This window comes from Mesorhizobium sp. WSM4312 (assembly GCF_002294875.1).
Taxonomy (GTDB): Bacteria; Pseudomonadota; Alphaproteobacteria; order Rhizobiales; family Rhizobiaceae; genus Mesorhizobium.
Map to the genome: position 1 here is coordinate 219,448 of NZ_NSFU01000008.1, position 26,878 is coordinate 246,325.

The 26,878-nt window shown below is 64.0% G+C and carries 20 protein-coding genes; 12 read left to right on the forward strand and 8 right to left on the reverse strand.

The genetic code is table 11. The features are described from left to right. Positions 1-81: 81 nt before the first annotated feature. The 4 genes from hmgA (at position 82) to CK228_RS15510 (ending at position 3,922) form a co-directional block, all read left to right on the forward strand. The gene (hmgA, locus tag CK228_RS15495; RefSeq protein WP_095770907.1) at positions 82-1,395 is read left to right on the forward strand and encodes a homogentisate 1,2-dioxygenase; all 1,314 of its coding nucleotides are present in this window, start codon (positions 82-84) and stop codon (positions 1,393-1,395) included. A gap of 11 nt (positions 1,396-1,406) precedes the next feature. Beyond that, the gene (locus CK228_RS15500) at positions 1,407-2,261 is read left to right on the forward strand and encodes an MBL fold metallo-hydrolase (protein WP_179295937.1); all 855 of its coding nucleotides are present in this window, start codon (positions 1,407-1,409) and stop codon (positions 2,259-2,261) included. Between the two features lie 90 nt (positions 2,262-2,351). Next, positions 2,352-3,365, forward strand: a complete 1,014-nt coding sequence (locus CK228_RS15505; protein ID WP_095770506.1) for a fumarylacetoacetate hydrolase family protein — start codon at positions 2,352-2,354, stop codon at positions 3,363-3,365. 20 nt (positions 3,366-3,385) lie between these two features. Further along, positions 3,386-3,922, forward strand: coding sequence for a DinB family protein (locus CK228_RS15510; RefSeq protein ID WP_095770505.1), 537 nt, complete (start codon positions 3,386-3,388; stop codon positions 3,920-3,922). Positions 3,923-3,937: 15 nt separating this feature from the next. Here CK228_RS15510 and CK228_RS15515 read toward each other — a convergent pair whose 3' ends face one another. Both CK228_RS15515 and hppD read right to left on the reverse strand, forming a co-directional pair. Continuing rightward, positions 3,938-4,141, reverse strand: a complete 204-nt coding sequence (locus CK228_RS15515; protein WP_348629130.1) for a type II toxin-antitoxin system prevent-host-death family antitoxin — start codon at positions 4,139-4,141, stop codon at positions 3,938-3,940. A 46-nt stretch (positions 4,142-4,187) separates the two neighbouring features. Continuing rightward, the gene (gene hppD, locus CK228_RS15520; protein WP_095788394.1) at positions 4,188-5,303 is read right to left on the reverse strand and encodes a 4-hydroxyphenylpyruvate dioxygenase; all 1,116 of its coding nucleotides are present in this window, start codon (positions 5,301-5,303) and stop codon (positions 4,188-4,190) included. Between the two features lie 137 nt (positions 5,304-5,440). On the opposite strand from hppD, the gene CK228_RS15525 reads away from it, so the two are divergent. Then, positions 5,441-5,908 (forward strand): Lrp/AsnC family transcriptional regulator, encoded by a 468-nt coding sequence (locus CK228_RS15525; RefSeq protein WP_023762149.1) that lies wholly within the window; start codon positions 5,441-5,443, stop codon positions 5,906-5,908. Here the strand turns inward: CK228_RS15525 and CK228_RS15530 are convergent. From CK228_RS15530 to aztA, 4 genes are all read right to left on the reverse strand, one after another. Further along, positions 5,905-6,243 (reverse strand): TIGR01244 family sulfur transferase, encoded by a 339-nt coding sequence (locus CK228_RS15530; RefSeq protein WP_095788395.1) that lies wholly within the window; start codon positions 6,241-6,243, stop codon positions 5,905-5,907. The two genes, CK228_RS15525 and CK228_RS15530, sit on opposite strands and share 4 nt — an antisense overlap. A gap of 225 nt (positions 6,244-6,468) precedes the next feature. Continuing rightward, a complete protein-coding gene (gene aztC, locus CK228_RS15535) occupies positions 6,469-7,410 on the reverse strand; it encodes a zinc ABC transporter substrate-binding protein AztC (RefSeq protein ID WP_095788396.1) in 942 nt (313 codons plus the stop codon). A gap of 30 nt (positions 7,411-7,440) precedes the next feature. Continuing rightward, positions 7,441-8,316: a zinc ABC transporter permease AztB gene (gene aztB, locus CK228_RS15540; protein WP_095770500.1), complete on the reverse strand. Its 876-nt coding sequence runs from the start codon at positions 8,314-8,316 to the stop codon at positions 7,441-7,443. After that, positions 8,316-9,134, reverse strand: coding sequence for a zinc ABC transporter ATP-binding protein AztA (aztA, locus tag CK228_RS15545; RefSeq protein ID WP_095788397.1), 819 nt, complete (start codon positions 9,132-9,134; stop codon positions 8,316-8,318). The genes aztB and aztA overlap by 1 nt, the downstream gene beginning before the upstream one ends. Positions 9,135-9,355: 221 nt before the next feature. Here aztA and CK228_RS15550 point away from each other — a divergent pair, with 221 nt between their 5' ends. Then, entirely contained in the window at positions 9,356-9,700 is a 345-nt protein-coding gene (locus CK228_RS15550) for a RidA family protein (RefSeq protein ID WP_095770498.1), read from the forward strand. A gap of 125 nt (positions 9,701-9,825) precedes the next feature. Here the strand turns inward: CK228_RS15550 and hutC are convergent, their stop codons facing one another. After that, a complete protein-coding gene (gene hutC, locus CK228_RS15555) occupies positions 9,826-10,572 on the reverse strand; it encodes a histidine utilization repressor (RefSeq protein WP_095788398.1) in 747 nt (248 codons plus the stop codon). A gap of 13 nt (positions 10,573-10,585) precedes the next feature. Next, the gene (locus tag CK228_RS15560) at positions 10,586-11,941 is read right to left on the reverse strand and encodes a formimidoylglutamate deiminase (RefSeq protein WP_095788464.1); all 1,356 of its coding nucleotides are present in this window, start codon (positions 11,939-11,941) and stop codon (positions 10,586-10,588) included. A 97-nt stretch (positions 11,942-12,038) separates the two neighbouring features. On the opposite strand from CK228_RS15560, the gene hutI reads away from it, so the two are divergent. The 6 genes from hutI to CK228_RS15590 all read left to right on the forward strand — a co-directional run bounded on the left by hutI (position 12,039) and on the right by CK228_RS15590 (position 26,797). Next, positions 12,039-13,268, forward strand: coding sequence for an imidazolonepropionase (gene hutI / locus CK228_RS15565; RefSeq protein ID WP_179295925.1), 1,230 nt, complete (start codon positions 12,039-12,041; stop codon positions 13,266-13,268). After that, complete coding sequence (gene hutH, locus CK228_RS15570; RefSeq protein WP_095788399.1) at positions 13,265-14,806, forward strand: histidine ammonia-lyase; 1,542 nt, start codon at positions 13,265-13,267, stop codon at positions 14,804-14,806. The genes hutI and hutH overlap by 4 nt, the downstream gene beginning before the upstream one ends. Further along, on the forward strand, positions 14,806-15,624 hold the full coding sequence (hutG, locus tag CK228_RS15575) for an N-formylglutamate deformylase (RefSeq protein WP_095788400.1): 819 nt from the start codon (positions 14,806-14,808) through the stop codon (positions 15,622-15,624). Before hutH ends, hutG begins: the two co-directional genes overlap by 1 nt. A 28-nt stretch (positions 15,625-15,652) precedes the next feature. Next, a complete protein-coding gene (gene hutU, locus CK228_RS15580; RefSeq protein WP_179295926.1) occupies positions 15,653-17,326 on the forward strand; it encodes a urocanate hydratase in 1,674 nt (557 codons plus the stop codon). Positions 17,327-17,338: 12 nt separating this feature from the next. Continuing rightward, positions 17,339-17,917 carry a HutD family protein gene (locus tag CK228_RS15585; RefSeq protein ID WP_095788401.1) on the forward strand — a complete coding sequence of 193 codons (579 nt, stop codon included), beginning with the start codon at positions 17,339-17,341 and terminating at the stop codon, positions 17,915-17,917. A gap of 288 nt (positions 17,918-18,205) precedes the next feature. Continuing rightward, positions 18,206-26,797 (forward strand): glucoamylase family protein, encoded by an 8,592-nt coding sequence (locus CK228_RS15590; protein WP_095788402.1) that lies wholly within the window; start codon positions 18,206-18,208, stop codon positions 26,795-26,797. The last annotated feature ends 81 nt before the right edge of the window (positions 26,798-26,878 follow it).

Genomic DNA, 26,878 nt, shown 5'->3' on the forward strand with positions numbered 1-26,878 from the left:
GTTACAAATGAAACCAGTTTGGTCAATATCACCGGCAGACTTGGCTTTGTGAAGCTTGGAGCCGAGATCAGGGAGGATCGGATGGCCTTTTCCTACATGCCGGGTTTCGGCAACGATTTTGAGACCGAGACTTTGCCCGGCTCACTGCCGCAAGGCCGGAACTCTCCGCAGCGGCCGGCCTACGGCCTCTATGCCGAGCAGCTTTCCGGCTCGCCCTTTACCGCCCCGCGCGGCACCAATGAGCGCTCATGGCTCTATCGCATCCGGCCGAGCGTCAAGCACACCGGCCGTTTCAAGGCGGCGACCTATCCCCTGTGGAAGACAGCGCCGAATGTCGGCGATCACGAACTGGCGCTTGGCCAGTATCGCTGGAACCCGGTGCCGATGCCGAAGGAGCCGACCGATTTCATCAAGGGCATGCGTAGCATCACCACGGCCGGCGACGTGCTCGGGCAGACCGGCATGGCGGCCCATGTCTATGTCGCCAACACATCGATGGTCGACGATCATTTCTTCAACGCCGATGGCGAGTTGCTGGTTGTCCCGCAGGTCGGTGCCTTGCGTCTGATCACCGAAATGGGTGTCATCGAGCTTCGGCCCGGCGAGATCGCCGTGCTGCCGCGCGGCCTCGTCTTCAAGGTCGAACTGGTCGATGCTGAAGTGCGCGGCTATGTCTGCGAAAACTACGGCGCCAAGCTGACCTTGCCCGACCGCGGCCCGATCGGCGCCAATTGCCTGGCCAACCCGCGCGACTTCAAGACGCCCTGCGCCTGGTTCGAGGAGAAGGAAACGCCATGCCGGCTGATCGTGAAATGGTGCGGCAATTTCCACGTCACCGAGATCGGCCACTCACCGCTCGATGTGGTCGCCTGGCATGGCAACTATGCGCCCTACAAATATGATCTGGCGACGTTTTCGCCGGTCGGTGCCATCCTGTTCGATCACCCCGATCCATCGATCTTCACCGTGCTGACGGCGCCGAGCGGCGAGGAAGGCACCGCCAATATCGACTTCGTCATCTTCCCGCCGCGTTGGCTGGTGGCGGAAGATACGTTCCGTCCGCCCTGGTATCACCGCAACATCATGAGCGAGTTCATGGGGCTGATCCACGGCCAGTACGATGCCAAGGAGGAAGGCTTCGTTCCCGGCGGCATCAGCCTGCACAATCTGATGCTGGCCCATGGCCCGGATGCGCCTGGCTTCGAAAAGGCCTCGCGCGCGGAGCTGAAACCGGTCAAGCTCGACAACACAATGGCCTTCATGTTCGAGACCCGTTTCCCGCAGATGCTGACCCGCTACGGCGCCGAACTGGAAACGCGGCAGGACAATTACATCGACTGCTGGGCCGACCTGAAGAAGCGCTTCAATGGCACGCCCGAGGGCGACTGGTCTTGAGCGGCAAGCCAATGCCGGACCGGCTGGTGCTGCTGGGCTCGAAGGGCGGCCCAGCGCTGCGGCCAGGCGGACCGTGGCCGAGTTCGTCGCTGCTTGAGATCGGTGGGCGGACTATTGTCGTCGACTGCGGGCTTGGCGTGACGCGCGCTCTGGTCGATGCCGGGATCAGCCTGAAGGCGCTCGACCTGATCTTCATCACCCATCTGCATTCCGACCACGTGCTGGAACTCGGACCGCTGGTTCACACCGCCTGGACGGCGGGGCTGGCGACACCGGTCAGCGTGTTCGGCCCGCCCGGCACCGGCCATTACTGGCGGCGCTTCTGTCAGGCGATGGAGTTCGACATCGAAATACGCATCCTCGATGAGGGCCGGCCTGACATTCGCGAACTGGTTTCGGTCAGCGATTTCGCCGAGGGCCATGTGCTCGACCAACGCGGCCTGAAGGTTTCGGCGCTTCGCGTCGATCATCCGCCGGTGACTGACTGTTTTGCCCTGCGCTTCGACCAACGCGGCAAAAGCGTGGTTTTTTCCGCCGATACGGCTTTCTTTCCGCCGCTCGCCGATTTCGCCAAGAGTGCCGACATTCTCGTCCACGAAGCCATGCTGGAGGAGGGCATTGAGCGGCTGGTTGCCAGAACCGGCAATGGCGCTCGGCTCAAGGAACATCTGCTCGCCAGCCACAGTCTTGCCGAAGACGCCGGGCGTATCGCCAGCGATGCCGGCGTTAAGAGGCTGGTGCTCAACCACCTCATTCCCGCCGACGATCCCGAGATCGGCGAGGCCGACTGGCTTGCTGCTGTCGCGAAAACATGGGCCGGCGACTTGACGATCGCCCGCGACGGCCTTGTTGTGGCGCTAGCATGATCCCGAAAAGAGGAAACCGGTTTTCGCTGGAGATCATGCGCAAGACAAGAAACTAAGCAGTGTGAAAGCTGCACAAGGAGAGGAAACCGCATGAAGCTTGCCACACTGAAGGACGGGACGCGCGACGGGAAACTCGTCGTCGTCTCGCGCGACCTGACGCAGTACACCGACGCCTCCTTCCTGGCGCGCACGCTGCAGGCGGCACTCGACGATTGGCGCCGGATCGCGCCGCACCTATCGACAATCGCGGAATCGCTGGAGAACAATGCGGTGCCGTCAGCCCGCTTTCACGAGCACGACGCGCATTCGCCGTTGCCGCGCGCCTATCAATGGGCCGACGGGTCCGCCTATGTGAACCATGTCGAACTGGTGCGCAAAGCGCGTGGCGTCGAGATGCCGGCGAGCTTCTGGACCGACCCGCTGATCTACCAGGGCGGCTCGGACTCCTTCATTGCGCCGCGCGATCCGATCCGCATGGCCGACGAAGCCTTCGGCATCGACATGGAGGCGGAGGTCGCCGTCATCGTCGACGATGTGCCGATGGGCGCAAGCCTTGATGAAGCGCGTGCCGCGATCCGGCTGGTCATGTTGGTCAATGATGTCACGTTGCGCGCGCTCACCGGCCCGGAACTGGCCAAGGGGTTCGGCTTTTTCCAATCAAAACCCTCCTCGGCTTTTTCGCCGGTCGCGGTGACGCCGGATGAGCTGGGCGACGCCTGGGACGGCGGCAAGGTCAGCCTGCCGCTGCTTGCCGACCTCAACGGCAAGCCGTTCGGCCGCGCCAATGCCGGCGTCGACATGACCTTCGATTTTCCGGCGCTGATCGTCCATGCCGCCCGCACAAGGCCGCTGGTATCAGGCACCATCATCGGCTCGGGCACGGTTTCCAACAAGCTCGACGGCGGGCCGGGCAAGCCTGTCTCGGCCGGTGGCGCCGGCTATTCCTGCGTCGCCGAACTGCGCATGATCGAGACCATTGAGAATGGCGAACCCAGGACGCCATTCCTGCGCTTTGGTGACACCGTGCGCATCGAGATGAAGGACAGTACGGGCCATTCGATCTTCGGCGCCATCGAGCAGAAGGTCGAGAAATACCAGGGATAGGGGATACGGAGGTTTCAGCGGTGAATCTTCTGGATCATCTGCGCCGCATGGCCGGCAACAATCTGTGGTCGAACGACCGGCTCTATCGCGCCGTGCTCGCGCTCAAGCCGGGTGAGTTCGAGGCCGAACGCACCAGCTTTTTCCCGTCGATCAAGGCAACGCTCAACCACATCCTCGCGGTCGATTATCTCTATCTCGATTTTCTCGAAGAGGGCGGCGTCGGCGCCGCGGCCCATGATGATTTTGCGCCCTTCGACGAACCGCAGCCGCTGTTTGCCGCTCAGGTGGCCGCGGACCGGCGGCTGATCGCCTTCTGCGATGGCCTGTCGGAAGCCGATCTCGATCGCCGTGTCGTCACCGACCGGCGCGAGGACGGTATGATCCCTGAAAGGATCGGCGACATCCTCGCCCATGTCTTCCTGCACGACATCCACCACCGCGGCCAGGTGCACGCCATGCTGTCCGGCACATCGGTTGTGCCACCGCAACTGGACGAGTTTTTGCTCGATTATGATTTGAAGCTGAGGAAGGCGGAGGTCGAGCGGCTGGGACTTTAGTCGCCAATTTTCATCTTAAATAGTCGGCCCATCAACAGCTGAACTGGTGCCGATGCGTGGCAGAAGGCACGCCCTCACCGGAGGCGGGAGGAGACGCGCTACCGGCTTGCCGCGTCGGGTGATCACGATCTCCTCGCCGGCCTTCGCGCGCCTCACGAGTTCCGGCAGTCTAGCCCTGGCTTCGGTTATGGAGACGTTCTCGGCTCGACCTCTTATGATCGGAACTTAAATCAAAGCCGATCGAGCCGCAAACGAGCTTGAGATTTCAGGCCGCCTTGCCATCCACCTTGATCACGCCGCGCTTGATCTGGTCCTGCTCGATCGATTCGAACAAAGCGCGGAAATTGCCCTCGCCAAAGCCTTCGTCGCCCTTGCGTTGGATGAACTCGAAGAAGATCGGGCCGATCACGGTTTTGGAAAAGATCTGCAGCAGGATCTTGGTCATGCCGCCATCGACCACACCTTCGCCGTCGATCAGGATGCCGTGTTTCTTCATCCGCTCGATCGGCTCGTCATGGCCGTTCACCCTGGCATAGGACATGTCGTAATAGGTCTCCGGCGGGCCCGGCATGAATTTCAGCCCGTTGGCGGCCAGCTTGTCGGTGGCGGCATAGATCTCGTCGGTGCCGACCGCGATGTGCTGGATGCCCTCGCCATTGTACTTCTTCAGATACTCAGCGATCTGGCTGGTCTCGTCCTTGGATTCATTGAGCGGAATGCGGATCTTGCCGCAGGGCGAGGTGATGGCGCGGCTGACCAGGCCGGTGATCTTGCCGTCAATGTCGAAGAAATGGATCTGCTTGAAGCCGAACAGTTCGCGGTAGAAATCCCACCACTTGTCCATCTGGCCGCGATAGACATTGTGGGTCAGGTGGTCGAGATAATAGAAGCCGACGCCTTGCGGCCGCGGATCGCGCGCGCCGAGCCATTCGAATTCGGCGTCGTAAGCCGAGCCCTTCTTGCCATAGGCGTCGATGAAATAGAGCAGCGAGCCGCCAATGCCGACGATTGCCGGCACCTCGAGCGCCTTATCGGCGCCTTCGTAAGGCGTGGCGCCCTTCGAGACGGCATGATCGAACGCATGCTTGGCATCGACCACGCGCCAGGCCATCGAGGCGGCACACGGGCCGTGCTTGTCGGCGAACTTCATCGCATGCGAGCCCGGCTCGGCGTTGACGACATAGTTGATGTCGCCCTGGCGCCAGACGGTGATGTTCTTGGTACGATGCCTGGCCACCGCCACATAGCCCATGCGGGTGAACAGTTCTGCGAGCTTTTCCGGCTCCGGATGCGCGAACTCGACGAACTCGAAACCATCGGTGCCGGCAGGATTGTCCTTGCTGATTTTGGCGGGCGGGGCGTCGTGCGGGAAGGGACCCATGGCATTCCTCCAAAGCTGGCTTGGCCTGAAAAGGCCATCTGAAGCCATCATAGCGCGGAGCCGGCGCATGGTGCTTGCATTCAAACGCTTGAAATGATGATCTCATGCGTGAAGCATGCATGTTGAGAGACAAAACCATGGATGAGACGCGCATTGACCAATTTGACCGCAAGATAATGGCGCTACTGCAGGGCGATGCGCGATTGACCAACAACGATCTCTCGGAGCGGGTAAATCTGTCGGCCTCGCAATGCTCGCGCCGCCGCCAGCGGCTCGAAGAGGACGGCTTCATCAAGGGTTATCGGGCAGTGCTCGACCGCGACAAGCTCGGCTTCTCGCTGGTAAACGTCATCTCGGTGACCCTGGCCACCCACAACCGCGACAATGCGCGACGCTTCGGCGAACTGGTGGCACGGCTGCCGGAAGTGCAGGAGGCGCACGCGCTGACCGGCGAGATGGACTACATCCTGAAGGTGGTGACACCCGACCTGAAATCGCTGTCGGAGTTCGTCAACGGCGTGCTCTTGCCGCACGAATCCGTGCAGCATGTGAAGACGGCGATCGTGCTGGAGACGCTGAAGGAGACCGGCGCGCTGCCTATTTAGCCCTTCGACTGCTGGATCAGCCCGTACAGATTCGTGCAACGCGCGCCGGAGCGGCAATAGGCGAACACCGGACCTTCCAATTCGTCCAGCGCCTCGGCCTGGTCCTCGACATTCTCTTTCGTGATCTGGCCGCTGATCACCGGGATGTAGCGGAAAGCGAGACCGGCGGCTTCGACCGCCGATCCGATGCTTTTGGCCGAAGGCTGGCCGGGCTGCTCGTCATCCGGCCGGTTGCAGATGACGGCCTTGAAACCGGCTTCCTTGATGGCGGCGACATCTTCGGGCTGGATCTGGCCAGAGACCGAATAGTCGTCGCTGATTTCACGGTATTCCATCGCAGCATCCTCGCAATCTGATTTGCGGGGAGTCTTGCCACTCCCCGACGTAGCCGGCAATCCGCCAGCGGAAATCGTTCTGCAGAGATAGACGTTTCCGGCGAAGATTCCAACTCAAGCCGCCCAGTCCTGGAACGGATCGGGCAGACCGCGCCACAGGTCGGGCCGGAAGTCCTGGGCCGAAAAGGGCAGAGACCGCCTTTGCCTTTCCGAGAACGGCGCTCCTCAGCTGCCGAGGATGGCACCTTTGATCTGACGGATGTTGTTGTGCATCATGTCGATATAGGTCGAACCTGGGCCATCAGGCTGTGACAGCGCATCCGAATAAAGCGTGCCGCCCACCTTGATGCCGGTTTCGCTGGCGATCTGTTCGATCAGGCGCGGGTTGGTGATGTTTTCGACGAAGATCGCCGCCGCCTTGTGCTGCTTGACCTGCTCGACCAGCTTGGCGACATCGGCGGCCGACGGTTCGGAATCGGTCGAAATGCCTTGCGGGGCGAGGAAGGTCAGGCCGTATTCGTGTTCGAAATAGCCGAAGGCGTCATGCGAGGTGATGACGACGCGCTTGGCCTCCGGGATCGACTGGATCGCCGCCTTCACTTCGCCTTCCAGCGCGTCGAGCTTCTTGGTGTAGGCGGCGGCATTGGTCTGGTAGCTGACGCAGCCCTCGCTGTCGGCCGCGCAGAAGGCCTCGGCGATGTTCTTCACATAGATCTTGGCATTGGCGATCGACTGGAAGGCGTGCGGGTCGGTCACCGTCTTGCCGCCGCCGGTACCGGCGCCCTCGGCCGCATCGGCGTCGGCGAATTCAGGCTTGAAGTCGATCGGCGTCACGCCCTTGGTCAAGGTGACGATCGAGGCCTTGGTGGCGCTGGCATCGACAAGCCGCTGCAGAAAGCCCTCGAAATGCAGCCCGTTGACCAGCACGATATCGGCCTTGGCCATGGCCACCGCGTCGGCCGGGCTCGGCTCATAGACATGGGCGTCGCCATCCGGGCCGACGATGGTGGTGATGTCGACACGATCGCCGCCGACATTCCTGGCGAAATCGGCAATGACGGTGAAGCTGGCGACTACTTTCAGCGGCGCCGCGAAAGCCGACGATGTGCCAAAGGCAGTTAATGTTATAACGCTCATCATCAGGGCGGCGCGGATGGATCTCAGCATAGGCGGGGGACTCCTTTCGAGGGGCGGGGATCAGGCCGTTCTGTGACGGTGATGGATGATGCGGGCGCGCAGAATGCCGCGCGTGCCGAACAGGATCGAGGCGAAGTAGACGACGCCGGCCGACAGGATGATGGCCGGGCCGGACGGCAGCGAGGCGTGATAGGACAGAAGCAGTCCGGCGACGCATGAGGCAAAGCCGATCAGCACGGCCAGCACGCACATCGGCTCGACGCGCACGGTCCAGAAGCGGGCGGCGGCTGCCGGCAGCATCATCAGCCCGACCGACAGAAGCGTGCCGAGCGCCTGGAAGCCGCCGACGAGGTTGAGCACGACCAGACCAAGGAAGATGAAGTGCACCGGGCTGCCCATCCGGCTGACCGACCGCAGGAACAGCGGATCGAGGCATTCGGCGACCAGCGCCCGCCAGAAGATGGCGAGGCTGACCAGCGTCACCGCGACGATGCCGCCGATCAGCGTCAGCGCCTCGTTGTTGAGCGCCAGCACCGTGCCGAACAGCACATGCATGAGATCGACGCTGGAGCCGCGGATCGACACCATCAGCACGCCGATGGCCAGAGAAATCAGGTAGAAGGCCGCCATCGAAGCGTCCTCGCGCTGGATGGTGAAGCGCGAGACGGCACCGGCGCCGAGCGCGACGATGATGCCGGCGATCAGGCCGCCAATGGTCATCGGCAGGATTTCCAGCCCGTAGAACAGGAAGCCGGCCGCCGCACCCGGCAGGATGGCGTGTGCCATGGCGTCGCCCGACAGGCTCATGCGCCGCAGCATCAGGAAGACGCCGATCGGGCAGGCGCCGAGCGACAGCATCAGCGAGCCGAACAGCGCCCGCTGCATGAAACCGAAATCGGCGAACGGTGCGATGAACAGACCGTAGAGCGCGTCCATCAGGCAGCCCTCGGACCGGCGCCATGGTGATGGTCGTGATCGTGGCCATGATCATCATGGCCATGGTCATGGTCATGACCATGCTCGTCCGGTTCGCACCAGGGCGCGTTCTCCTCCCAGGCTTCATGGAAGCGACGGGCTCGCAGCAGGTTTTCCGGCTTCAGCGTCTCGCGCGTTTCGCCCCAGGCGATCGGCTGGCGGGCAAGCAGCAAGGTTTCGGGAAAATTCTGCCGCACCAGATCGAGATCATGGACGACGACCATGATGGTGCGTTCCTCGCCGTGCCAGCGCTTGATCAGGGCGATCAGGTCGCCGACCGTCTTGGCATCGACGGCATTGAATGGTTCGTCGAGCAGGATCAGGTCGGCATCCTGCAACAGCACGCGGGCAAACAGCGTGCGCTGCAGCTGGCCGCCTGACAGCGTGTCGATCGGCCGCTTTTCGAAGCCGCCGAGACCGACGGCCATCAGCGCCTGGCTGACCGCCGCGCGATCCTCCGATGTGTAGCGGCCGAGCATGCCGCGCTTCGGCCAGAGGCCGAGCGAGACCAGGTCGACGACGCGCGCCGGGAAGGAGCGGTCCAGTTCCGATTGCTGCGGCAGGTAGGCGGCGCGCACGCCTGGCGCGCGAACAACCTCGCCGGCCATCGGCTTCAGCACGCCGACAATGCCCTTCATCAGCGTCGACTTGCCGGAGCCGTTGGCGCCGACAACGGCGGTCAGTGAGCCCTTGCGGATCGTGCCGTCGAGATGGTGGATCGCCGGGTGGCTGTTATAGCCCAGCGTCAGGTCACGGAATGTCAGGCAGGTCTGGGTCATGTCGTTCCGTGGAGCAGCGAAGTCCGGCCGCGGGCAAGGGCCGACTGGATATGTGATGTTATTACATTAGTCAACAAGCCAATCGGGCGGAATTGCGACCGGCGGCTCAACTTGCCGTGAGTCCTTTGCGCACTGGTCCAAGGGGATTTGGCGCCGGCGGCCTTGCCCGAAGCGAACCGCAACTCTAAACAGTCGCAACCCGTAACAGGAAGGAACCTCCCATGAGCATTCGTCGCATCGATGTTGGCCCGCGCATGAGCCAGATTGTCATCCACGGCAACACCGTCTATCTGGCCGGCCAGGTCGGCGAGCCCGGAGGCAACGTCGCCTCGCAGACCCGCGACATCCTGATGACCATCGACGAATTGCTGGCCAAGGCCGGAACCGACAAGACCAAGATCGTCCAGGCGATCATCTGGCTGGCCGACATGGGTACCTTCGCAGAAATGAATTCTGAATGGGACAAGTGGGTGCCGCAGGGCCACACCCCCGCCCGCGCCACCGGCGAAGCCAAGCTCGCCGGCCCGGAATATCTGGTCGAGATTATCGTTACGGCGGCGATTTAAGGCACGGCCGGCCTCCGACCTCCCCCTTATGGGGAGGTCGGACCGCAGGTCCGGGTGGGGGGCTGGCGCCGCCCCCACCCCGCTGCTTCGCAGCGACCCTCGCCACAAGGGAGGGTAAGAGGTGCTTACCCCTGCGATGGCGTGAATCTTGCCACCAGCGTGTGACTTTCCGCCGGATAGATAAACCGCACATGCGTAACCGGGCGTTCAGCACTCCAGGTGCGGCGCTCGACCACCAGGCAAGGCGCGCGCGGATCGATGTCGAGCGCGTCGGCGATAGCCTCATCGGCGGCCATGGAACGGATGCGGTGCTCGGCCTCGCTCCATGGTACGCGGCCGATCAGCCAGGGGCCGGCGGCGATCTCCAGAAACTCTTCGTCCCCGGCTTCCGGCACCGCGGAAAGATTGATCAGGCGCTGCTCGAGCGCGAATGGCCGTTCGCCGGCAAAATGCAGGCCTTCGACCCATAGCACCGACCCTGCGGCGGATAGCCCGAGAAGCGCTCTGTCCTCCGCGTTGCTGCGGCGCTTCAGCTGTTCCAGCCGCTCGTAGCGATAGGGCAGGCCAAGCGCTTCGACCTCGATCCTGATGTCGTGCAGTTCCAGCACCGCTGCCTGCGACTGCGGCCGGCGGACGAAGCTGCCCGAGCGGCGGCGGCGTTCGATCAGCCCGGCCTTGGCCAGCTGCGACAGCGCCTTGTTCACGGTCATGCGCGAGCAATTGTACTCGGTCGTCAGTTCGTGCTCGAACGGGATGCGATGTCCGGGCGCCCAGGCGCCCGACAGGATCTTTTCCCTGATGTCGGACAGGATGCGCTGATGCAGCGAGATGCTCTCTGCGCCGTCAACATCGTCTGTCTCGATCAAGCTCATCAAACGTCCTGCTTCAATTCTGCGACAGGTCGGTCATGACTTTGCGGAATCGCTCGGCGATTGCCGAGCGCTTGGCATGCCTGCCGCCGCTGACCTGCTTCTTGCCGTGCACCCAGACGCAATCGATCGTGCTGCCATTGGCGAAGATCCAGGCATCGAGGATGGCGTCGCCGGTCTTGCCGGCCAGCGAAGGATGGCCGGCGTCGAGTGAGACGAAATCGGCCGGACCGCCAATGGCGATCTGCGAGGCGCCGGCACCGAGCGCAACGCTGCCGCCATCGAGCGCGGCATCGAACAGCGCCCGCCCGGTCGAACCACCGGCCACGGCCAGCACATTGCGGGCGCGGTGGGCGAGGCGCTGCGAATATTCGAGCTGCCTCAGCTCATCCGGCAGGCCGATCAGCACGTTGGAATCGGAGCCGATACCGAAGCGGCCGCCGTGCTCCCTGAAAAGCGGTGCGGCAAACGTGCCGTCGCCGAGATTGGCCTCGGTGATCGGGCAAAGGCCGGCGATGGCGCCGCTCTTGGCCAAGGCGATCGTCTCCGCATCGGTCATATGCGTGGCGTGGATCAGGCACCAGCGCTGGTCGACCTCGGCTTTGGCCAGCAGGAATTCGACCGGGCGCGCGCCGGACCAGGCGAGGCAGTCCTCGACCTCCTTCATCTGTTCGGCGACGTGGATGTGGATCGGCCCATTCGGCGCCAAAGCAGCAACTTGGATCAATTCCTCCGGTGTGGCGGCACGCAGACTATGCGGGGCGACGCCAACGACAGCCTGATTCAACGCGCGAACCGATTCGCTGGACTTCTCAACAAGCCGGGAGAACCGATTCACATCGTTGATGAATCGCCTTTGGCCTTCGTTCGGAGCCGCTCCGCCGAAAGAGGAGTGCGCGTAAAACACCGGCAGCAGCGTCAGGCCGATGCCCGTTTCGCCGGCGGCGGCGGCGATGCGCTCGGCCATCTCGGCAAGATTGGCGTAAGGGTTTCCGTCGCGGTCGTGGTGCAGATAGTGAAATTCGCCGACGCGGGAAAAACCGGCCTCCAGCATCTCGACATAGAGCTGCGCGGCGACCGCCTCGACCTGATCGGGCGTCATCGACAGCGCGAAGCGGTACATAACCTCGCGCCAGCTCCAGAAACTGTCGGCGGAGGGGCCGCGAAGCTCAGCCAGGCCGGCCATGCCGCGCTGGAAGGCGTGGCTGTGCAGATTCGGCATGCCGGGCACGAGAATGGCGCAGCGCTCGTCGCCGGCCTGCGGAATGGCGGTCGCTTCGACAGAGGCGATGCGGCCGCCATCGAGCGTGATCCTGACATTGCCTTGCCAGCCCTTCGGCAGCAGCGCCTGTTCCGCAAAGATCACCGTCACGTCTGTCTCCAAATATGCATGCCCGGGCGACGAGACCACTTGCGTCGCGTTCCAATATGTATATACATAATTGCCATCCTTTCAAATGGAAAAGATGATGGGTGGAGCAAACGGGAAGAGCGGCCATCGTGTCTGGCGCAATGCGCGCCTGGCGACCATGGCCGACGGTGTGGCTGGTCTCGGCATTGTCGAGAAAGGCGCGATCGCCGCGCGCGATGGTCTCATTGTTTATGCGGGCGCCGAAGCGGACATGCCGGCTTTGGCGGGGCAGGGCGCCGAGACCATCGATTGCGAGGGCCGCTGGATCACGCCGGGTCTGATCGATTGCCACACGCATCTTGTCTATGCCGGCAACCGTGCCAACGAATTCGAGATGCGGCTGGCAGGTGCTACCTATGAGGAAGTCGCCCGCGCCGGCGGCGGCATTGTGTCTTCGGTCAAGTCGCTGCGCGCGGCTAGCGAGGATGAGCTCGTTGCCCAGACGCTGCCGCGCCTCGATGCGCTGATGGCCGAAGGTGTCACGACGGTCGAGGTCAAATCGGGCTACGGCCTCGATCTCGACAATGAGAAGAAGTCATTGCGTGCCGCCCGCCGGCTAGCCAATGAGCGCCCCGTCACCGTCCGCACGACGTGCCTTGCCGCGCACGCGCTGCCGCCCGAAGCCCATGGTGACAAGGACGCCTTCATCGATCTCGTCGCCGGCACGATCCTGCCGGACGTCGCCGCTGAGAAACTTGCCGATGCCGTCGATGGTTTTTGCGAGGGCATCGCCTTTTCGCCGGAGCAGATGGCGCGCGTCTTCGACAAGGCGAAAGCGCTTGGGCTGCCGGTGAAACTCCATGCCGACCAGCTTTCGAATCAGCACGGCGCCGCGCTTGCCGCCAGCTATGGTGCGTTGTCGGCGGATCATCTCGAATACACCGACGAGGCAGGCGCTGCCGCGATGGCGAAGGCCGGCACGGTGGCGACGATCCTGCCTGGCGCCTATTACTTCATCCGCGAGACCAAGAAGCCGCCTGTCGAGCTGTTCCGCCGCCATGGTGTGAAGATGGCGGTGGCGACGGACAGCAATCCCGGTACTTCGCCGCTCACCTCGCTGTTGCTCACCATGAATATGGCGGCAACGCTCTTTGGCTTGACCGTCGATGAATGCCTTGCCGGCGTCACCCGCGAGGCCGCGCGGGCGCTTGGCCTTCTCGACAAGGCCGGCACGCTGGAATCCGGCAAATCCGCCGACCTGGCGATCTGGGACATCGAGCGCCCCGCCGAACTCGTTTACCGCATGGGCTTCAACCCGCTGCATGCCCGCATCTGGAGAGGACAATGACCGAACTGACCCTGAAGCCCGGCAATGCGACGCTGGCCGACTGGCGCGCCATCTACCGTGGCGCCGTGCCGAAGCTGGATGAGGCCTGTCGTCCAAAAATCAAGGCGAGCGCCGAGGCTGTCGCCAGGATCGTCGCCAAAGGGGAGCCGGTCTACGGCATCAACACCGGCTTCGGCAAATTGGCCAGCGTGCGCATTCCCGCCGGCGACCTCGAGACCTTGCAGCGCAACATCGTGCTGTCGCACGCCGCCGGCGTCGGCGAGCCGATGCCGGTTGCAATTGCCCGGCTGATGATGGCGCTGAAACTTGCCAGCCTGGCGCAGGGCGCCTCCGGCGTGCGGCCCGAAACCATCAATTTGCTGGAAGCGATGCTCGCCAACGACGTCATCCCGGTGGTGCCGGCCCAAGGCTCCGTCGGCGCGTCCGGCGATCTCGCACCGCTGTCGCACATGACGGCGGTGATGATCGGCGTCGGCGAATGCTTTACCCCGCATGGCCGGTTCCCGGCCAAGGTCGCCTTCGTCTCGCACGGCCTCGAGCCCGTGACGCTGGGCGCCAAGGAAGGCCTGGCGCTGCTCAACGGCACGCAGTTTTCGACCGCCTACGCGCTCGCCGCTTTGTTCGAAGCCGAAGTGCTCTACCAGTCGGCGCTGGTTGCCGGCGCGCTGTCGACCGATGCCGCCAAGGGTTCCGATGCGCCTTTCGATCCGCGCATTCATCTACTGCGCAAGCATCGAGGTCAGATCGAGACGGCGGAGGCGCTGCGCAATCTGATGGCCGGCAGTGTCATCCGCGAATCGCACCGTGTCGGTGACGAGCGTGTGCAGGATCCCTATTGCCTGCGCTGCCAGCCGCAGGTCATGGGCGCCGCCCTCGACGTGTTGCGCAAGGCTGCCGATACGCTCGGCACCGAAGCCAATGGCGTGACCGACAATCCGCTGATCTTCGCCGAGGATGACACGGCGCTCTCCGGCGGCAATTTCCACGCTGAGCCGGTGGCTTTCGCCGCTGACATGATCGCGTTGGCCGTCTGCGAGATCGGCTCGCTGTCGGAACGCCGCATCGCCATGCTGGTCGATCCGGCGCTGTCCGGCATGCCGGCCTTCCTGACGCCCAAGCCCGGCCTCAACTCTGGCTTCATGATCCCGCAGGTGACGGCGGCCGCACTCGTTTCGGAAAACAAGCAGAAGGCCTATCCGGCCAGCGTCGATTCGATCCCGACCTCGGCCAACCAGGAAGACCACGTCTCGATGGCCGCGCACGGCGCGCGCCGGCTGATCGGCATGGTCGAGAACGCCACCGCGGTGATCGGCATCGAATTGCTGGCCGCCGCGCAAGGCTGCGATTTCCAACAGCCGCTGGCGTCGAGCGCTGCGCTGGAAGCGGTGCGCAAGCTGGTCCGGGCCGAAGTGCCGCATCTCGACAATGACCGCCACTTCCACCCCGATATGGAAAAGGCAATCGCCATGGTGCGCAGCGGCGCGACCGTCAGGGCTGCCGGCGCGGTGGCGCTGCCGTCGATTGCGGGAGCGGCGTGATGGCCGCCACACCCTGGCTCACCGTCAGCCGAGGCACAGCACCGCTGCTGGTGTCGATCCCGCACACTGGCATCGACCTCGCTGGCCTCGAACCCCGGCTGGTGTCGCCCTGGCTCGGCCGCCGCGATTGCGACTGGTGGATCGACAAGCTCTATGACTTCGCCAACGACCTCGGCGCAACCGTCGTGCACACCGCCATTTCGCGCACCGTGATCGACGTCAATCGCGACCCGTCAGGCGTTTCGCTTTATCCCGGGCAGACCACGACCACGCTTTGCCCGACCGACACATTTGACGGCGATCCGCTTTATCGCATGGGCGAGGAACCGACCCCATCCGAGATCGATCAGCGTCGCGAGAGCTATTTCAAGCCCTATCATTCCGCCTTGCAGGCCGAGATCGACCGGCTGCGCGGCATGCATGAAAAGATCGTGCTCTACGACTGCCATTCGATCCGCTCGGTGCTGCCGCGCCTGTTCGAAGGCACGCTGCCGGTCTTCAATCTCGGCACCAATGACGGCAAGAGCACCGATCCCGTTCTTCAGGACAAGGTCGCCGCCATCCTCGCCGCGACCGGCGAGACCTGGGTGGTCAACGGCCGCTTCAAGGGCGGCTCGATCACCCGCGGCTTCGGCCAGCCGCAGAACGGTGTTCATGCGCTGCAGATGGAGCTCTCCAACCGTGGCTACATGCGCGAGCCGTCGCAGAAGGGGTCGCCGGAGAACTGGCCGGTCCCTTATGACCCCACCTATGCAGCGCCGATCCGAGCGACGCTGAAGACCATCCTCGAAACCGCGATCGACTGGGCAAGGCGCTGACGCGTCGCCCGTCTTGCTGAAAGGGACAATGATGAACAACCCTCGCCACAACATCCGCGAAGTGCGAGCGCCGCGCGGCGACAAGCTCAACGCCCGCTATTGGACGACCGAAGCGCCGCTGCGCATGCTGATGAACAATCTCGACCCCGATGTCGCCGAGAACCCCAACGAACTGGTCGTCTATGGCGGCATCGGCCGCGCGGCACGCACCTGGAACGATTTCGACCGCATCGTCGCCTCGCTGAAGACGCTTGGCGAGGACGAGACGCTGCTGGTGCAGTCGGGCAAGCCGGTCGGCGTGTTCCGCACCCACGCGGATGCGCCGCGCGTGCTGATCGCCAACTCCAACCTGGTGCCGCACTGGGCGACCTGGGATAAATTCAACGACCTCGATAAAAAGGGCCTGATGATGTACGGCCAGATGACGGCCGGCTCGTGGATCTACATCGGCACGCAGGGCATCGTGCAGGGCACCTACGAGACCTTCGTCGAGGCCGGCCGTCAGCACTATGGCGGCAATCTCAAGGGCAAATGGATCCTGACCGGCGGCCTCGGCGGCATGGGCGGCGCCCAGCCGCTGGCCGCCGTCATGGCCGGCGCCTGCTGTCTGGCCATCGAGTGCAACCCGGACTCCATCGATTTCCGCCTGCGCACCCGCTATGTCGACGAGAGGGCCGAGACGCTCGACGAGGCAATGGAGATGATCGAGCGCTGGACCAAGGCCGGCGAGGCGAAGTCCGTCGGCCTGCTCGGCAATGCGGCAGAGATCGTGCCGGAAATGTTCAGGCGCGGCATACGCCCCGATATGGTCACCGACCAGACCTCGGCCCACGACCCCATCAACGGTTATCTGCCGAAGGGCTGGACGATGGCCGAATGGCGCGAGAAGCGCGTCAGCGACCCGAAGGCGGTCGAGAAGGCGGCTCGCGCGTCCATGCGCGAACACGTCGAGGCGATGGTGGCGTTCTGGAACGCGGGCGTGCCGACGCTGGATTACGGCAACAACATCCGGCAGGTCGCCAAGGAAGAAGGGTTTGAGAACGCCTTTGCCTTCCCAGGCTTCGTGCCGGCCTATATTCGCCCGCTGTTCTGCCGCGGCATCGGTCCGTTCCGCTGGGCCGCGCTCTCCGGCGATCCCGAGGATATCTACAAGACCGACGCCAAGGTACGCGAACTCACGCCGGGCAACACCCATCTGCACAATTGGCTCGACATGGCGCGCAAGCGCATCTCGTTCCAGGGCCTGCCGGCGCGCATCTGCTGGGTCGGTCTCGGCGACCGCCATCGGCTGGGCCTCGCCTTCAACGAGATGGTGGCCAAGGGCGAACTCAAGGCGCCGGTCGTCATCGGCCGCGATCACCTCGATTCCGGCTCGGTCGCCTCGCCGAACCGCGAGACGGAAGCGATGAAGGACGGCTCGGACGCCGTGTCCGACTGGCCGCTGCTCAATGCGCTGCTCAACACGGCGTCGGGCGCCACCTGGGTGTCGCTGCATCATGGCGGCGGCGTCGGCATGGGTTTTTCCCAGCATGCCGGCATGGTCATCGTCGCCGACGGTACGCAGGACGCCGCCAGGCGCCTGGAGCGCGTGCTGTGGAACGATCCGGCGACCGGCGTCATGCGCCACGCCGATGCCGGCTACGACATCGCCATCGAGTGCGCCAAGGAGCACCAGCTCAATTTGCCCGGCATTCTCGGCTGATAGGCTGAAATCATGCGCATTCTTCGTGCCGCCGACTACCGCGTCATGCCGTGGAAGAACGGCGGCGGCACGACGACCGAAATCGCCGTCTCGCCCGACGGCGCCGGCCTTGACGAGTTCGACTGGCGCGTGTCGATGGCCCGCGTCGAGGGCAGCGGGCCGTTCTCCAGCTTTGCCGGCATCGATCGCACGCTGTCGGTGCTGGAAGGCGATGGCGTCGTGCTCGATGTCGCCGGCCGGCCCGCGGTGCGGCTGATCCCGGCTTCCGCGCCTTTTGCCTTTCCAGCAGACCTGCCGACCAGTGCCGCGCTGATCGCCGGCCCTATCACCGACCTCAACGTCATGACGCGCCGCGGCCGCACGCTGCATTCGGTCGAGCGCCTGGCGATTTCGCAACCTGTGGACATCGCGACCCGGGCCGGTTCGACCCTCATCCTTTGCCACAAGGGCGAAGCTGTTTTCCCCGAGGCCGGGTCAATTCGCCTCGGGCCGCTCGACACGCTGCTGATCGGGCCGGAGACTTCTCATCTGAGGGTTGAGCCGGCGCGGGATACGACGCTGTTCGTGGTCCGGATAACCACCGCCGCCTGACGCTTTCGCGCCAACGGTTACCGCGTGTTTCCAAACATGATCGCAATGCCGGCGAAATATAGCGTAAGCTCCTGCCGGGATCACGAAAAAGCCCGAATCCTCTCCGTCGATCGATCCTGACGAGAGCGAGGGGCGCTCGTCTTTGAGTTTGGTCGAAAGATGACGCTCTGTCGTGGTGCGGAAACAAACTTTCGGCATAGGGGTTGATGCAACCAATTGCATTTGAACCGGTTTTAGGGCCATTGCCGTGGCGGTGACGCCGCTGAGTGCCCGCTTACGGAATTTTCAATGAATATTCAGACGAATCCTGCCCAGATCGAGAAGACAAGCGCGAGCTTCCCGGCCATCACGGAAGAGCCGATAAGGTCGACATTCCTGCCGGAGGAGCGCCTGAGGCTGCTCGGCGAAAGCCTGGCAAAGGGCGATCTCGCCGACCTGTTCGGCCTGATTCCATTCGATTTCCAGGCCCGCATCCGTGACAGCGCCAAGAAGATCCTCGAAGTCTACCGTTCGACCAATGCGGCGCAGGCAAAGGGTGAAACGATCACTCCGGCCGCGCAATGGCTGCTCGATAACAACTATCTGGTCGAGGAGACCATTTTCCAGGTCAAGCGCGACCTGCCGCGCCGCTTCTATCGTCAGCTGCCGACGCTGAAACTGCCTGACGGCGGCACCGTGCCGCGCGCGCTGGCGCTGGCCTGGACCTATGTGGCGCATTCGGACAGTTCCGTCTCGGCGACCATGTTCAAGTCCATCGTCCAGGGTTTTCAGTCGGTCGAGCCGCTGAAGATCGGTGAACTCTGGGCGCTGCCGTCGCTTTTGCGCTTCGTGCTGATCGAAAATCTCCGCCGGCTGGCCGTCAGGGTCAATCGCACCCGCCAGATGCGCCAGATCGCCAACGATGTGGCCGACAAGGTGCTGGCGACCGACGAGAGTGCCGACCGCCAGGCGATCCTGGCCAATTTCAGCACTCACGCGCAGGACACAACCTTTGCCACGCAGCTTCTCTACCGCTTGCGCGATGGCTCGCAGAATGCCGGCAAAGCCCTGGAATGGCTGGAAGGCGAGCTCGAAAAGACTGGTTCCGATGCCGAGGAGATCATCATCTCCGAGCATCACACGCTGTCCAGCGGCAATGTGACGACCGGCAACATCATCCGCGGCCTGCGCCTCATCAACGACGTCGACTGGACGGTGTGGTTCGAAGGCGTCAGCCGCATCGACACCGTGCTGCGCGAGCGCACCGATTTTGCCGCGCTCGACTTCTTCTCGCGCGACCAATACCGCACCGCGATCGAGGAACTGGCCCGCCGCTCGAACCTGTCGGAATACCGCGTCGCCGAAAAGGCGATCGAACTGGCCGGCCAGGCCGCTAGCGAACACGCCGCCAGCGAACACGTATCGGCCGGCGATGGCGACGATTCAGCTCCGGCTCCGTCCGCGCATACCGATGTCGGCTTCTTCCTCGTCGGTCCGCGCCGTCTGGAGCTGGAAAAAGCGATCGGCTATCGGCTCACCATCAGCCAGACGGTCAAGCGGACCTTCGCCAAGACCGGATGGTTGGGCATCGTCCTGCCTGTTTTCGCACTGACGGCCTTGCTTCTTGTCGTCACCGGCAACGCGTTGGCCAATCTCGGCCTTTCGGTGGCCTCGATCGTCCTGATGCTGGCGCTGTTTGCCGTGCCGGCGAGCGAGGGCGCGCTGGCCTTCTTCAACACGGTTGTCTCGCTCTTCCTCAAGCCGACACGCCTGATCGGCTACGACTACAGGCACGGTGTGCCGCCCGAGGCGCGCACGCTGGTGGTTGTGCCATCGCTCATCGGCTCGCGCGACGATGTCGAGGAAAACATCCGCAACCTCGAAGTCCATTACCTTGCCAATCTGGTGGACGAGATCCATTTCGCGCTGCTGTCGGACTGGCCCGACTCCAAGATCGAGATCGATGCGGCCGACACCGAGATCCTCGAATATGCCCGTGCCGAGATCGCCCGTCTCAACGCCCGCTATCCCACGGAAGGCGCGCCGCGCTTCTACATCCTGCATCGCCGCCGGCTCTTCAACGCCGCTCAAGGGGCCTGGATGGGTTGGGAGCGCAAGCGTGGCAAGCTGCATGAGCTTGACCTTTTGCTGCGTGGCGACAGCGACACGACTTTCCTGCCGCTCGACGTGCCGCTGCCGGAAAAAGTCGTCCATGTGATGACGCTCGACGCCGACACGCGCACCACGCGCGATGCGGTGGCGAGCCTCGTCGGCAAGCTCTGCCATCCGCTCAACCGCCCGCATTTCGACGCCGCCAGGCGCGTCGTCACCGCCGGCTACACGATCCTGCAGCCGCGCATCACCGCTTCGCTGACATCAGGCGACGAGGCCTCGTTCTTCCAGCGTGTGTTCTCGGCCAATCGCGGCCTGGACCCCTATGTCTTCGCCGTCTCCGACCTTTATCAGGATGTCTTTAGCGATGGGTCCTTCACCGGCAAGGGCCTCTATCATGTCGATGCCTTCGAAGCCGCGCTGCAAGGCCGCATCGAGGAAAACACCGTCCTCAGCCACGATCTACTCGAAGGCGCGCTGGCGCGCGCGGCACTGGTCACCGACGTCGAACTGGTCGAGGACTATCCGACTCGCTACTCGGTCGACGCCTCGCGCCACCATCGCTGGGCACGTGGCGACTGGCAGCTGCTGGGCTTCATCCTCGATCCTCGTTCCGGTGTTCCGGCCCTGTCGCGCTGGAAGATGGTCGACAATCTGCGCCGCTCGCTGACGCCGACCTTCTGGGTGATGGCGGCGATCGCCGGCTGGACCCTGCTGCCCTTCACACAGGCCGCGCAATGGCAGGCACTGCTGATCCTCAGCCTGTTCATGGCGCCGACCTTCGATGTCGTCAACGCCATCCTGCCCAAGAGCGGCGACCAGACACCGCGCGGCCATTTCTCGGCGCTGGCGCGCGATGTCGCCTTCGGCACCGCCATGGTGGCCCTGAAGATCGTGCTGATGGCGCACAACGCCTGGATGATGGGCGACGCCATCGTGCGCACGCTCTACCGGCTGTTCGTCAGCCGCCAGAATCTCCTGGAATGGCGCACCGCTTCCCAGGCCCACAAGGCCGGCGACAACGATGTCGGCTCCTATTACGGCATGATGTACGGCGCCGTGATCATCGGCTTCGTCGGCCTGGCCATTCCGGTGCTGGCCGATTCCACCGGCGCCTTCGTCGCCTTCTTCTTCGCCCTGTTCTGGATAGGCTCGCCGGCGATCGCCAGCTGGATCAGCCGCTCGGCCGAAACCGAGGACCGGCTGCGCATATCGCAGGCCGATATCCACACGCTGCGCACTATTGCGCGGCGCACCTGGCACTATTTCGAAAGCTTCGTCACGGCGGAGCATCACAATCTGCCGCCGGACAATTTCCAGGAAAGCCCGGCGCCGGTCGTGGCGCCGCGCACGTCGCCGACCAATGTCGGCGTCTATCTCCTGTCGGTGGTCTCGGCGCGCGATTTCGGCTGGATCAGCCTGTCGGATGCCATCACCCGCATTGACGCCACCATGACGACCATAGAGAGCATGCCGCGCCACCGCGGCCATCTCTTCAACTGGTACGACACCACGACGCTGAAGCCGCTCTACCCGCTCTACATTTCGGCTGTCGACAGCGGCAATCTCGCCGGCCATCTGGTGGCTGTGGCGGCTGCCTGTGCCGAATGGGCGGAAGCGCCTTCCGTTCACCTCCAGGGCGATTTCGAAGGCATTCTCGACACGGTCACCATCCTGAGCGAAAGCCTCGATGAGTTGCCCGACGACCGCCGTCAGCTCAGGCCTCTGCGCCAGCGTCTCGTCGATCGCCTGGACGGCATGCGGCGCGCCGTCGAGACGATCAAGGCGCAGCCGGAAATGGCCTCGATCCGCACCATCAACCTCGCCGTGCTGGCGGGCGAGATCCGCAAGCTGGCCACCGCCATCCACACCGAGGCGGCCTCGGCCCAGAGCGACGTCATCGTCGACTGGGCGGCGAGGCTGGAAGCCACATGCGAGGCACATGTCCATGATGCCCACAGCGACGACAACGCTGTCGAAGCGTTGCGTGCCAAACTGCTAACCTTGCGAGAGCGCACCCGTCGTTTCGCCTTCGAGATGGAATTCGCCTTCCTGATGCGGCCGGAACGCAAGTTGCTGTCGATCGGCTACCGGGTCGAGGAACACCAGCTCGACGAAAGCTGCTACGACCTTCTCGCCTCCGAGGCGCGGTTGACCAGCCTGTTCGCCATCGCCAAGGGCGACCTGCCGACCGAACATTGGTTCCGGCTCGGCCGTCCGATCGTCGAGATCGGCTTCCAGGGCGCGCTGATGTCCTGGTCGGGCTCGATGTTCGAATATCTGATGCCGCCACTGGTGATGAAGGAGGCGCAGGGCTCGATCCTCAACCAGACCAGCAAGCTGATCATCAAGCGCCAGATCCAGTATGGTCGCCAGAAAAACGTGCCCTGGGGCATCTCGGAAGCGGCCTACAACGCCCGCGACCGCGAACTGACCTACCAGTACACCAATTTCGGCGTGCCCGGGCTTGGGCTGAAGCGCGGTCTTGGCCAGAACACGGTGATCGCGCCCTACGCCACCATAATGGCGGCGCAGTTCAACCCGCGCGAAGCCGTGCAAAATCTCGCGCGTCTGCGCGGCATCGGTGCGCTTGGCCCGCATGGCTTTTACGATGCGGTCGACTTCACGCCGCAGCGCGTGCCTGAAGGTACCAACCACGCGGTCGTGCTGAATTACTATGCGCACCATTCGGGCATGTCGATCGCGGCGGTCGCCGACGCGATCTTCGAGGGTCGTCTGCGCGACCGTTTCCACAGCGATCCGGTCATCGAATCGGCTGAACTCCTGCTGCAGGAAAGGGCGCCGCGCGACATCCCGACCGCGACCGTCAGGACCGAAGCGGACGAGCGCGCCAAGGACGAGACCGAAACCGAGAGCCCCGACACACGCATCGTGCTCGATCCGCTGCGGGCGCTGCGTTCGACCAATGTGATGTCGAACGGCCGCTATTCGGTGATGGTGACGGCAACCGGCTCCGGCTACAGCCGCTGGGGCGACCTTTCCGTTACGCGCTGGCAGCCGGACCCGGTCGAGGATCGTCTGGGTTCCTACATCTTCCTGCGTGACGTCAGCACTGGAGACTGGTGGTCGGCAACGGCGGAGCCAAAGCGCGCGGCCGAGGAGAAGGTGCAGACCCTGTTCTCCGACGACAAGGCGAGCTTCGTCAAATTGGTCGGCACGTTGCGCTCCGAGGTCGAATGCATCGTCGTTTCCGAAGGCAATGGCGAGGGCCGTCGCATCACGCTCTACAATGAAAGCACGTCCGATCGTTTCATCGAGGTGACGTCCTTTGCCGAACTGGTGCTGGGTTTGGAGGCCTCCGATTACGCGCATCCGGCCTTCTCCAAGATGTTCGTGGAGACTGAAATCGCCGCCAACAACGGAGCGATCTTCGCCACGCGCCGCAAGCGCGAAACCAGCGAGCCCGATATCAACCTGGTGCATTTCGTCACCGATCCGTCGGGTCCGGCGCGCGATGCCGAGGCCGAGACCGACAGGCGCGCCTTTATCGGCCGTGGCCGCTCGATCGTCGATGCCGCCGCTTTCGATCCGGGCGCCAGACTTGGCGGTCATTCCGGCTTTACGCTCGATCCCATCGCCTCGCTGCGCCGTCAGGTGCGGGTGCCCGCAAACAAGAAGATATCCCTGACCTTCTGGACCGTGGTCGGGGCCAACCGCACCGAACTGGAAGAGGCGATAAACCGTCTCGACCATCAGGAGAGCTTTGCCCGTCAGGCCATGCTGGCCTGGACGCGCAGCCAGGTGCAGACGCGCCATATGGGCCTCAGCCTGACCGACGCCGCCAATGTGCAGAAACTGGCGCGCTACCTGATCTATCCCGACGCGTTCCTGCGCTTGCCGGCCGAATCCATCGCTTCGGGCCTCGGCAAGCAGTCGAGCCTGTGGCCGACCAGCATTTCGGGCGATTTTCCGATCTTCCTGGTCAGGATCGGCGACGTCGCCGATCTGGAGATCGTCGCCCAGGCGCTGCGCTTCCAGGAATATATGCGCACCCGCGGCATGATGATCGACTTCGTCGTCGTCAACGAGCAGGCCTCGTCCTATGTCCAGGATCTGCAGCGCGCGGTCGAGACGCTGTGCGAAAACAGCCGTCTGCGCGGCAAGGAACTCGGTCCCCGCCAGCACATTTTCGCGGTGCGCCGCGACCTGATGGAAGAGACCACCTACAAGACGTTGCTCGCCGTCGCCCGGGTGGTGCTGCATACGCGCAACGGCACCATCTTCGATCAGATCGAACGGGCCGAGGCGGCTGCCTTGCAGGCGCGCGACGGCCTGCCGTCCATCGGATTGCCGGCTCCACGCGAAATCCCGGCGGCGCATGCCTTTGCCCCGCAGAACGTGGCGGATGTCAGTGCCGATGGCTCTGGCCTCAGCCAATGGAATGGCTTTGGCGGTTTCGACGGCGACGGACGTCACTATGTGGTGCGCCTGGCCGGCCGACGCACCACGCCGCAGCCCTGGATCAATGTCGTCTCCAACGCCTCGTTCGGCTTCCATACGTCGGCCGAGGGGGCAGCCTTCACCTGGAGCCGCAACAGCCGCGACTACCAGTTGACGCCGTGGTCCAACGATCCGGTCTCGAACCGGCCGGGCGAGGGCATCTATATCTACGATCAGGCCAGCGGCAGGGCGTTCTCGCCGATCGCCGCGGTGGTGCGCGATCCCTCGATGACCTACGAGGCCTGGCATGGCCAGGGCTTCTCCACCTTCCGCTCGAAGCGCGGGCCGCTATCGATGGACCTGACCCATGTGGTCGACCCCGTCGATCCGGTGAAGATCACGCGGCTGCGCATCCAGAATTCTGGCCCGGTGCCGGCGCGGCTGCGCGTCTATGCCTATGCCGAATGGGTGCTTGGCGGACATCGGTCGCGGACGGCCGCCACCATCGTCCCATCCCGCGACGGGGCGACCGGCGCATTGCTGGCGCAAAACCCCTATGGGCTCGATTTCAGCGAGCGCGTCGCCTTCCTGGCCGCCGACGCCGCTGTCCATTCGGTGACATCGGATCGGTCGGAGTTCCTCGGCCGGCACGGGTCCAGCGAACTGCCGCAGGCTGTGCTGACCGGCGCGGCCCTGTCGGGCCGTGTCGAGGCCGGCGACGATCCCTGCGCGGCGATCGCCCGCGACGTCGAGATCCCGGCCGGCGGCGACGTCACGCTGCTCTGGCTGCTCGGCGATGCCGACACCCCGGCGCAGGCAAGCGCGCTGGTGCAGACGCATCGGGGCAAGGATTTCGATCAGCGTCTGGCCGACAATGAGCGCGAGTGGCGCGGTTTCCTCGACACCATTCAGGTCGAGACGCCGGACAAGGCGCTCGATGCCATGGTCAATCACTGGCTGCCCTATCAGAGCCTTGCCTGCCGCATCCGCGCCCGCTCGGCCTTCTACCAGGCAAGCGGCGCCTTCGGCTTTCGCGACCAGTTGCAGGACACGCTGGCGCTGCTGGCGCATGATCCGACACTGGCGCGCGATCAGATCCTCAACGCCGCGCGGCGGCAGTTCCCTGAAGGCGACGTGCAGCATTGGTGGCTGCCGCGCACCGGGGCCGGCGTGCGCACATTGATTTCCGACGACGTGGTCTGGCTGGCCCACGCCACGGCGCGCTATCTCACCGTGACCGGCGACGCCGCCATCCTCAAGGAGCAACTGCCCTTCATCGACGGGCAGGCGCTGGGGGAGGGCGAGCATGACGCCTTCTTCACTCCCGAAATCTCGAAGAAGACGGTGTCGCTTTACGACCATTGCGCGCGCGCGCTCGACCTGGCCATCAAGCGCAGCAGTCCTGCCGGCCTGCCGCTGATCCTTGGCGGTGACTGGAACGACGGCATGAACCGTGTCGGCGAGCACGGCAAGGGCGAGAGCGTGTGGCTGGGCTGGTTCCTGCTGAAGACGCTGGGCGACTTCACCGCCGTCGCCAAGGGCGAGGGCGACAACAAGCGCGCCCAGGCCTGGGCAAAGCATGCCGAGGCGCTGAAGCGGGCGCTCGAGAGCACGGCATGGGACGGCGAGTGGTACCGGCGCGGCAGTTTTGACGACGGCACGTCCTTGGGATCGCGCACCTCCGAAGAGTGCAGGATCGATTCCATCGCCCAGTCCTGGAGCGTGCTTTCAGGCGAGGGCGACCCGGCGCGGTCGACGACGGCGATGCAGCAGGCGACCAGCCTGCTCGTCGACGACAAGCTCAAGATCGTCAAACTGTTCACGCCACCCTTCTCGAAGACGCAGAAGGACCCCGGCTACATCAAGAGCTATCCGCCCGGCGTGCGCGAGAATGGCGGCCAGTACACGCATGCGGCGACGTGGTTCGTCATCGCGCTGGCCGAGATGGGGCAAACCGACGAAGCCTATCGCTGCTTCTCGATGCTGAATCCGGTCAACCACGCCTCCGACGAGGCCTCGGCCGAGCAATACCGCGTCGAACCCTACGTGGTGGCCGCCGATATCTATGCCGGAGACGACAAGGGCGGGCGCGGCGGCTGGACTTGGTACACCGGCTCGGCGGGCTGGCTCTATCGGGCAGCGGTCGAAGGCATCCTCGGCATCGAACGGCGCGGCAAGCAGATCACGTTTCGGCCGAAACTGCCCAGCCATTGGGATGGCTACCAGGCTTCCCTCAAGATGCTGGGCGCCGAGATCAAGGTTCACGTCGTTCGCGACAAAAAAACCAAGACGATCTCGCTCGAAGTCGATGGTTCGAAAACAAAGTCCGCCTCCTTCGAACCGAAAGCCGGCACCCAGACTGAGGTCGTGGTCAAGATACCGGCGTAAAATCAACGTCTTAGGTCGATAGATCGCGCGTCCTTCGGGACGCGCGATGCCGCGAATGTTTACTTGCGTGCGGTCGCTGAC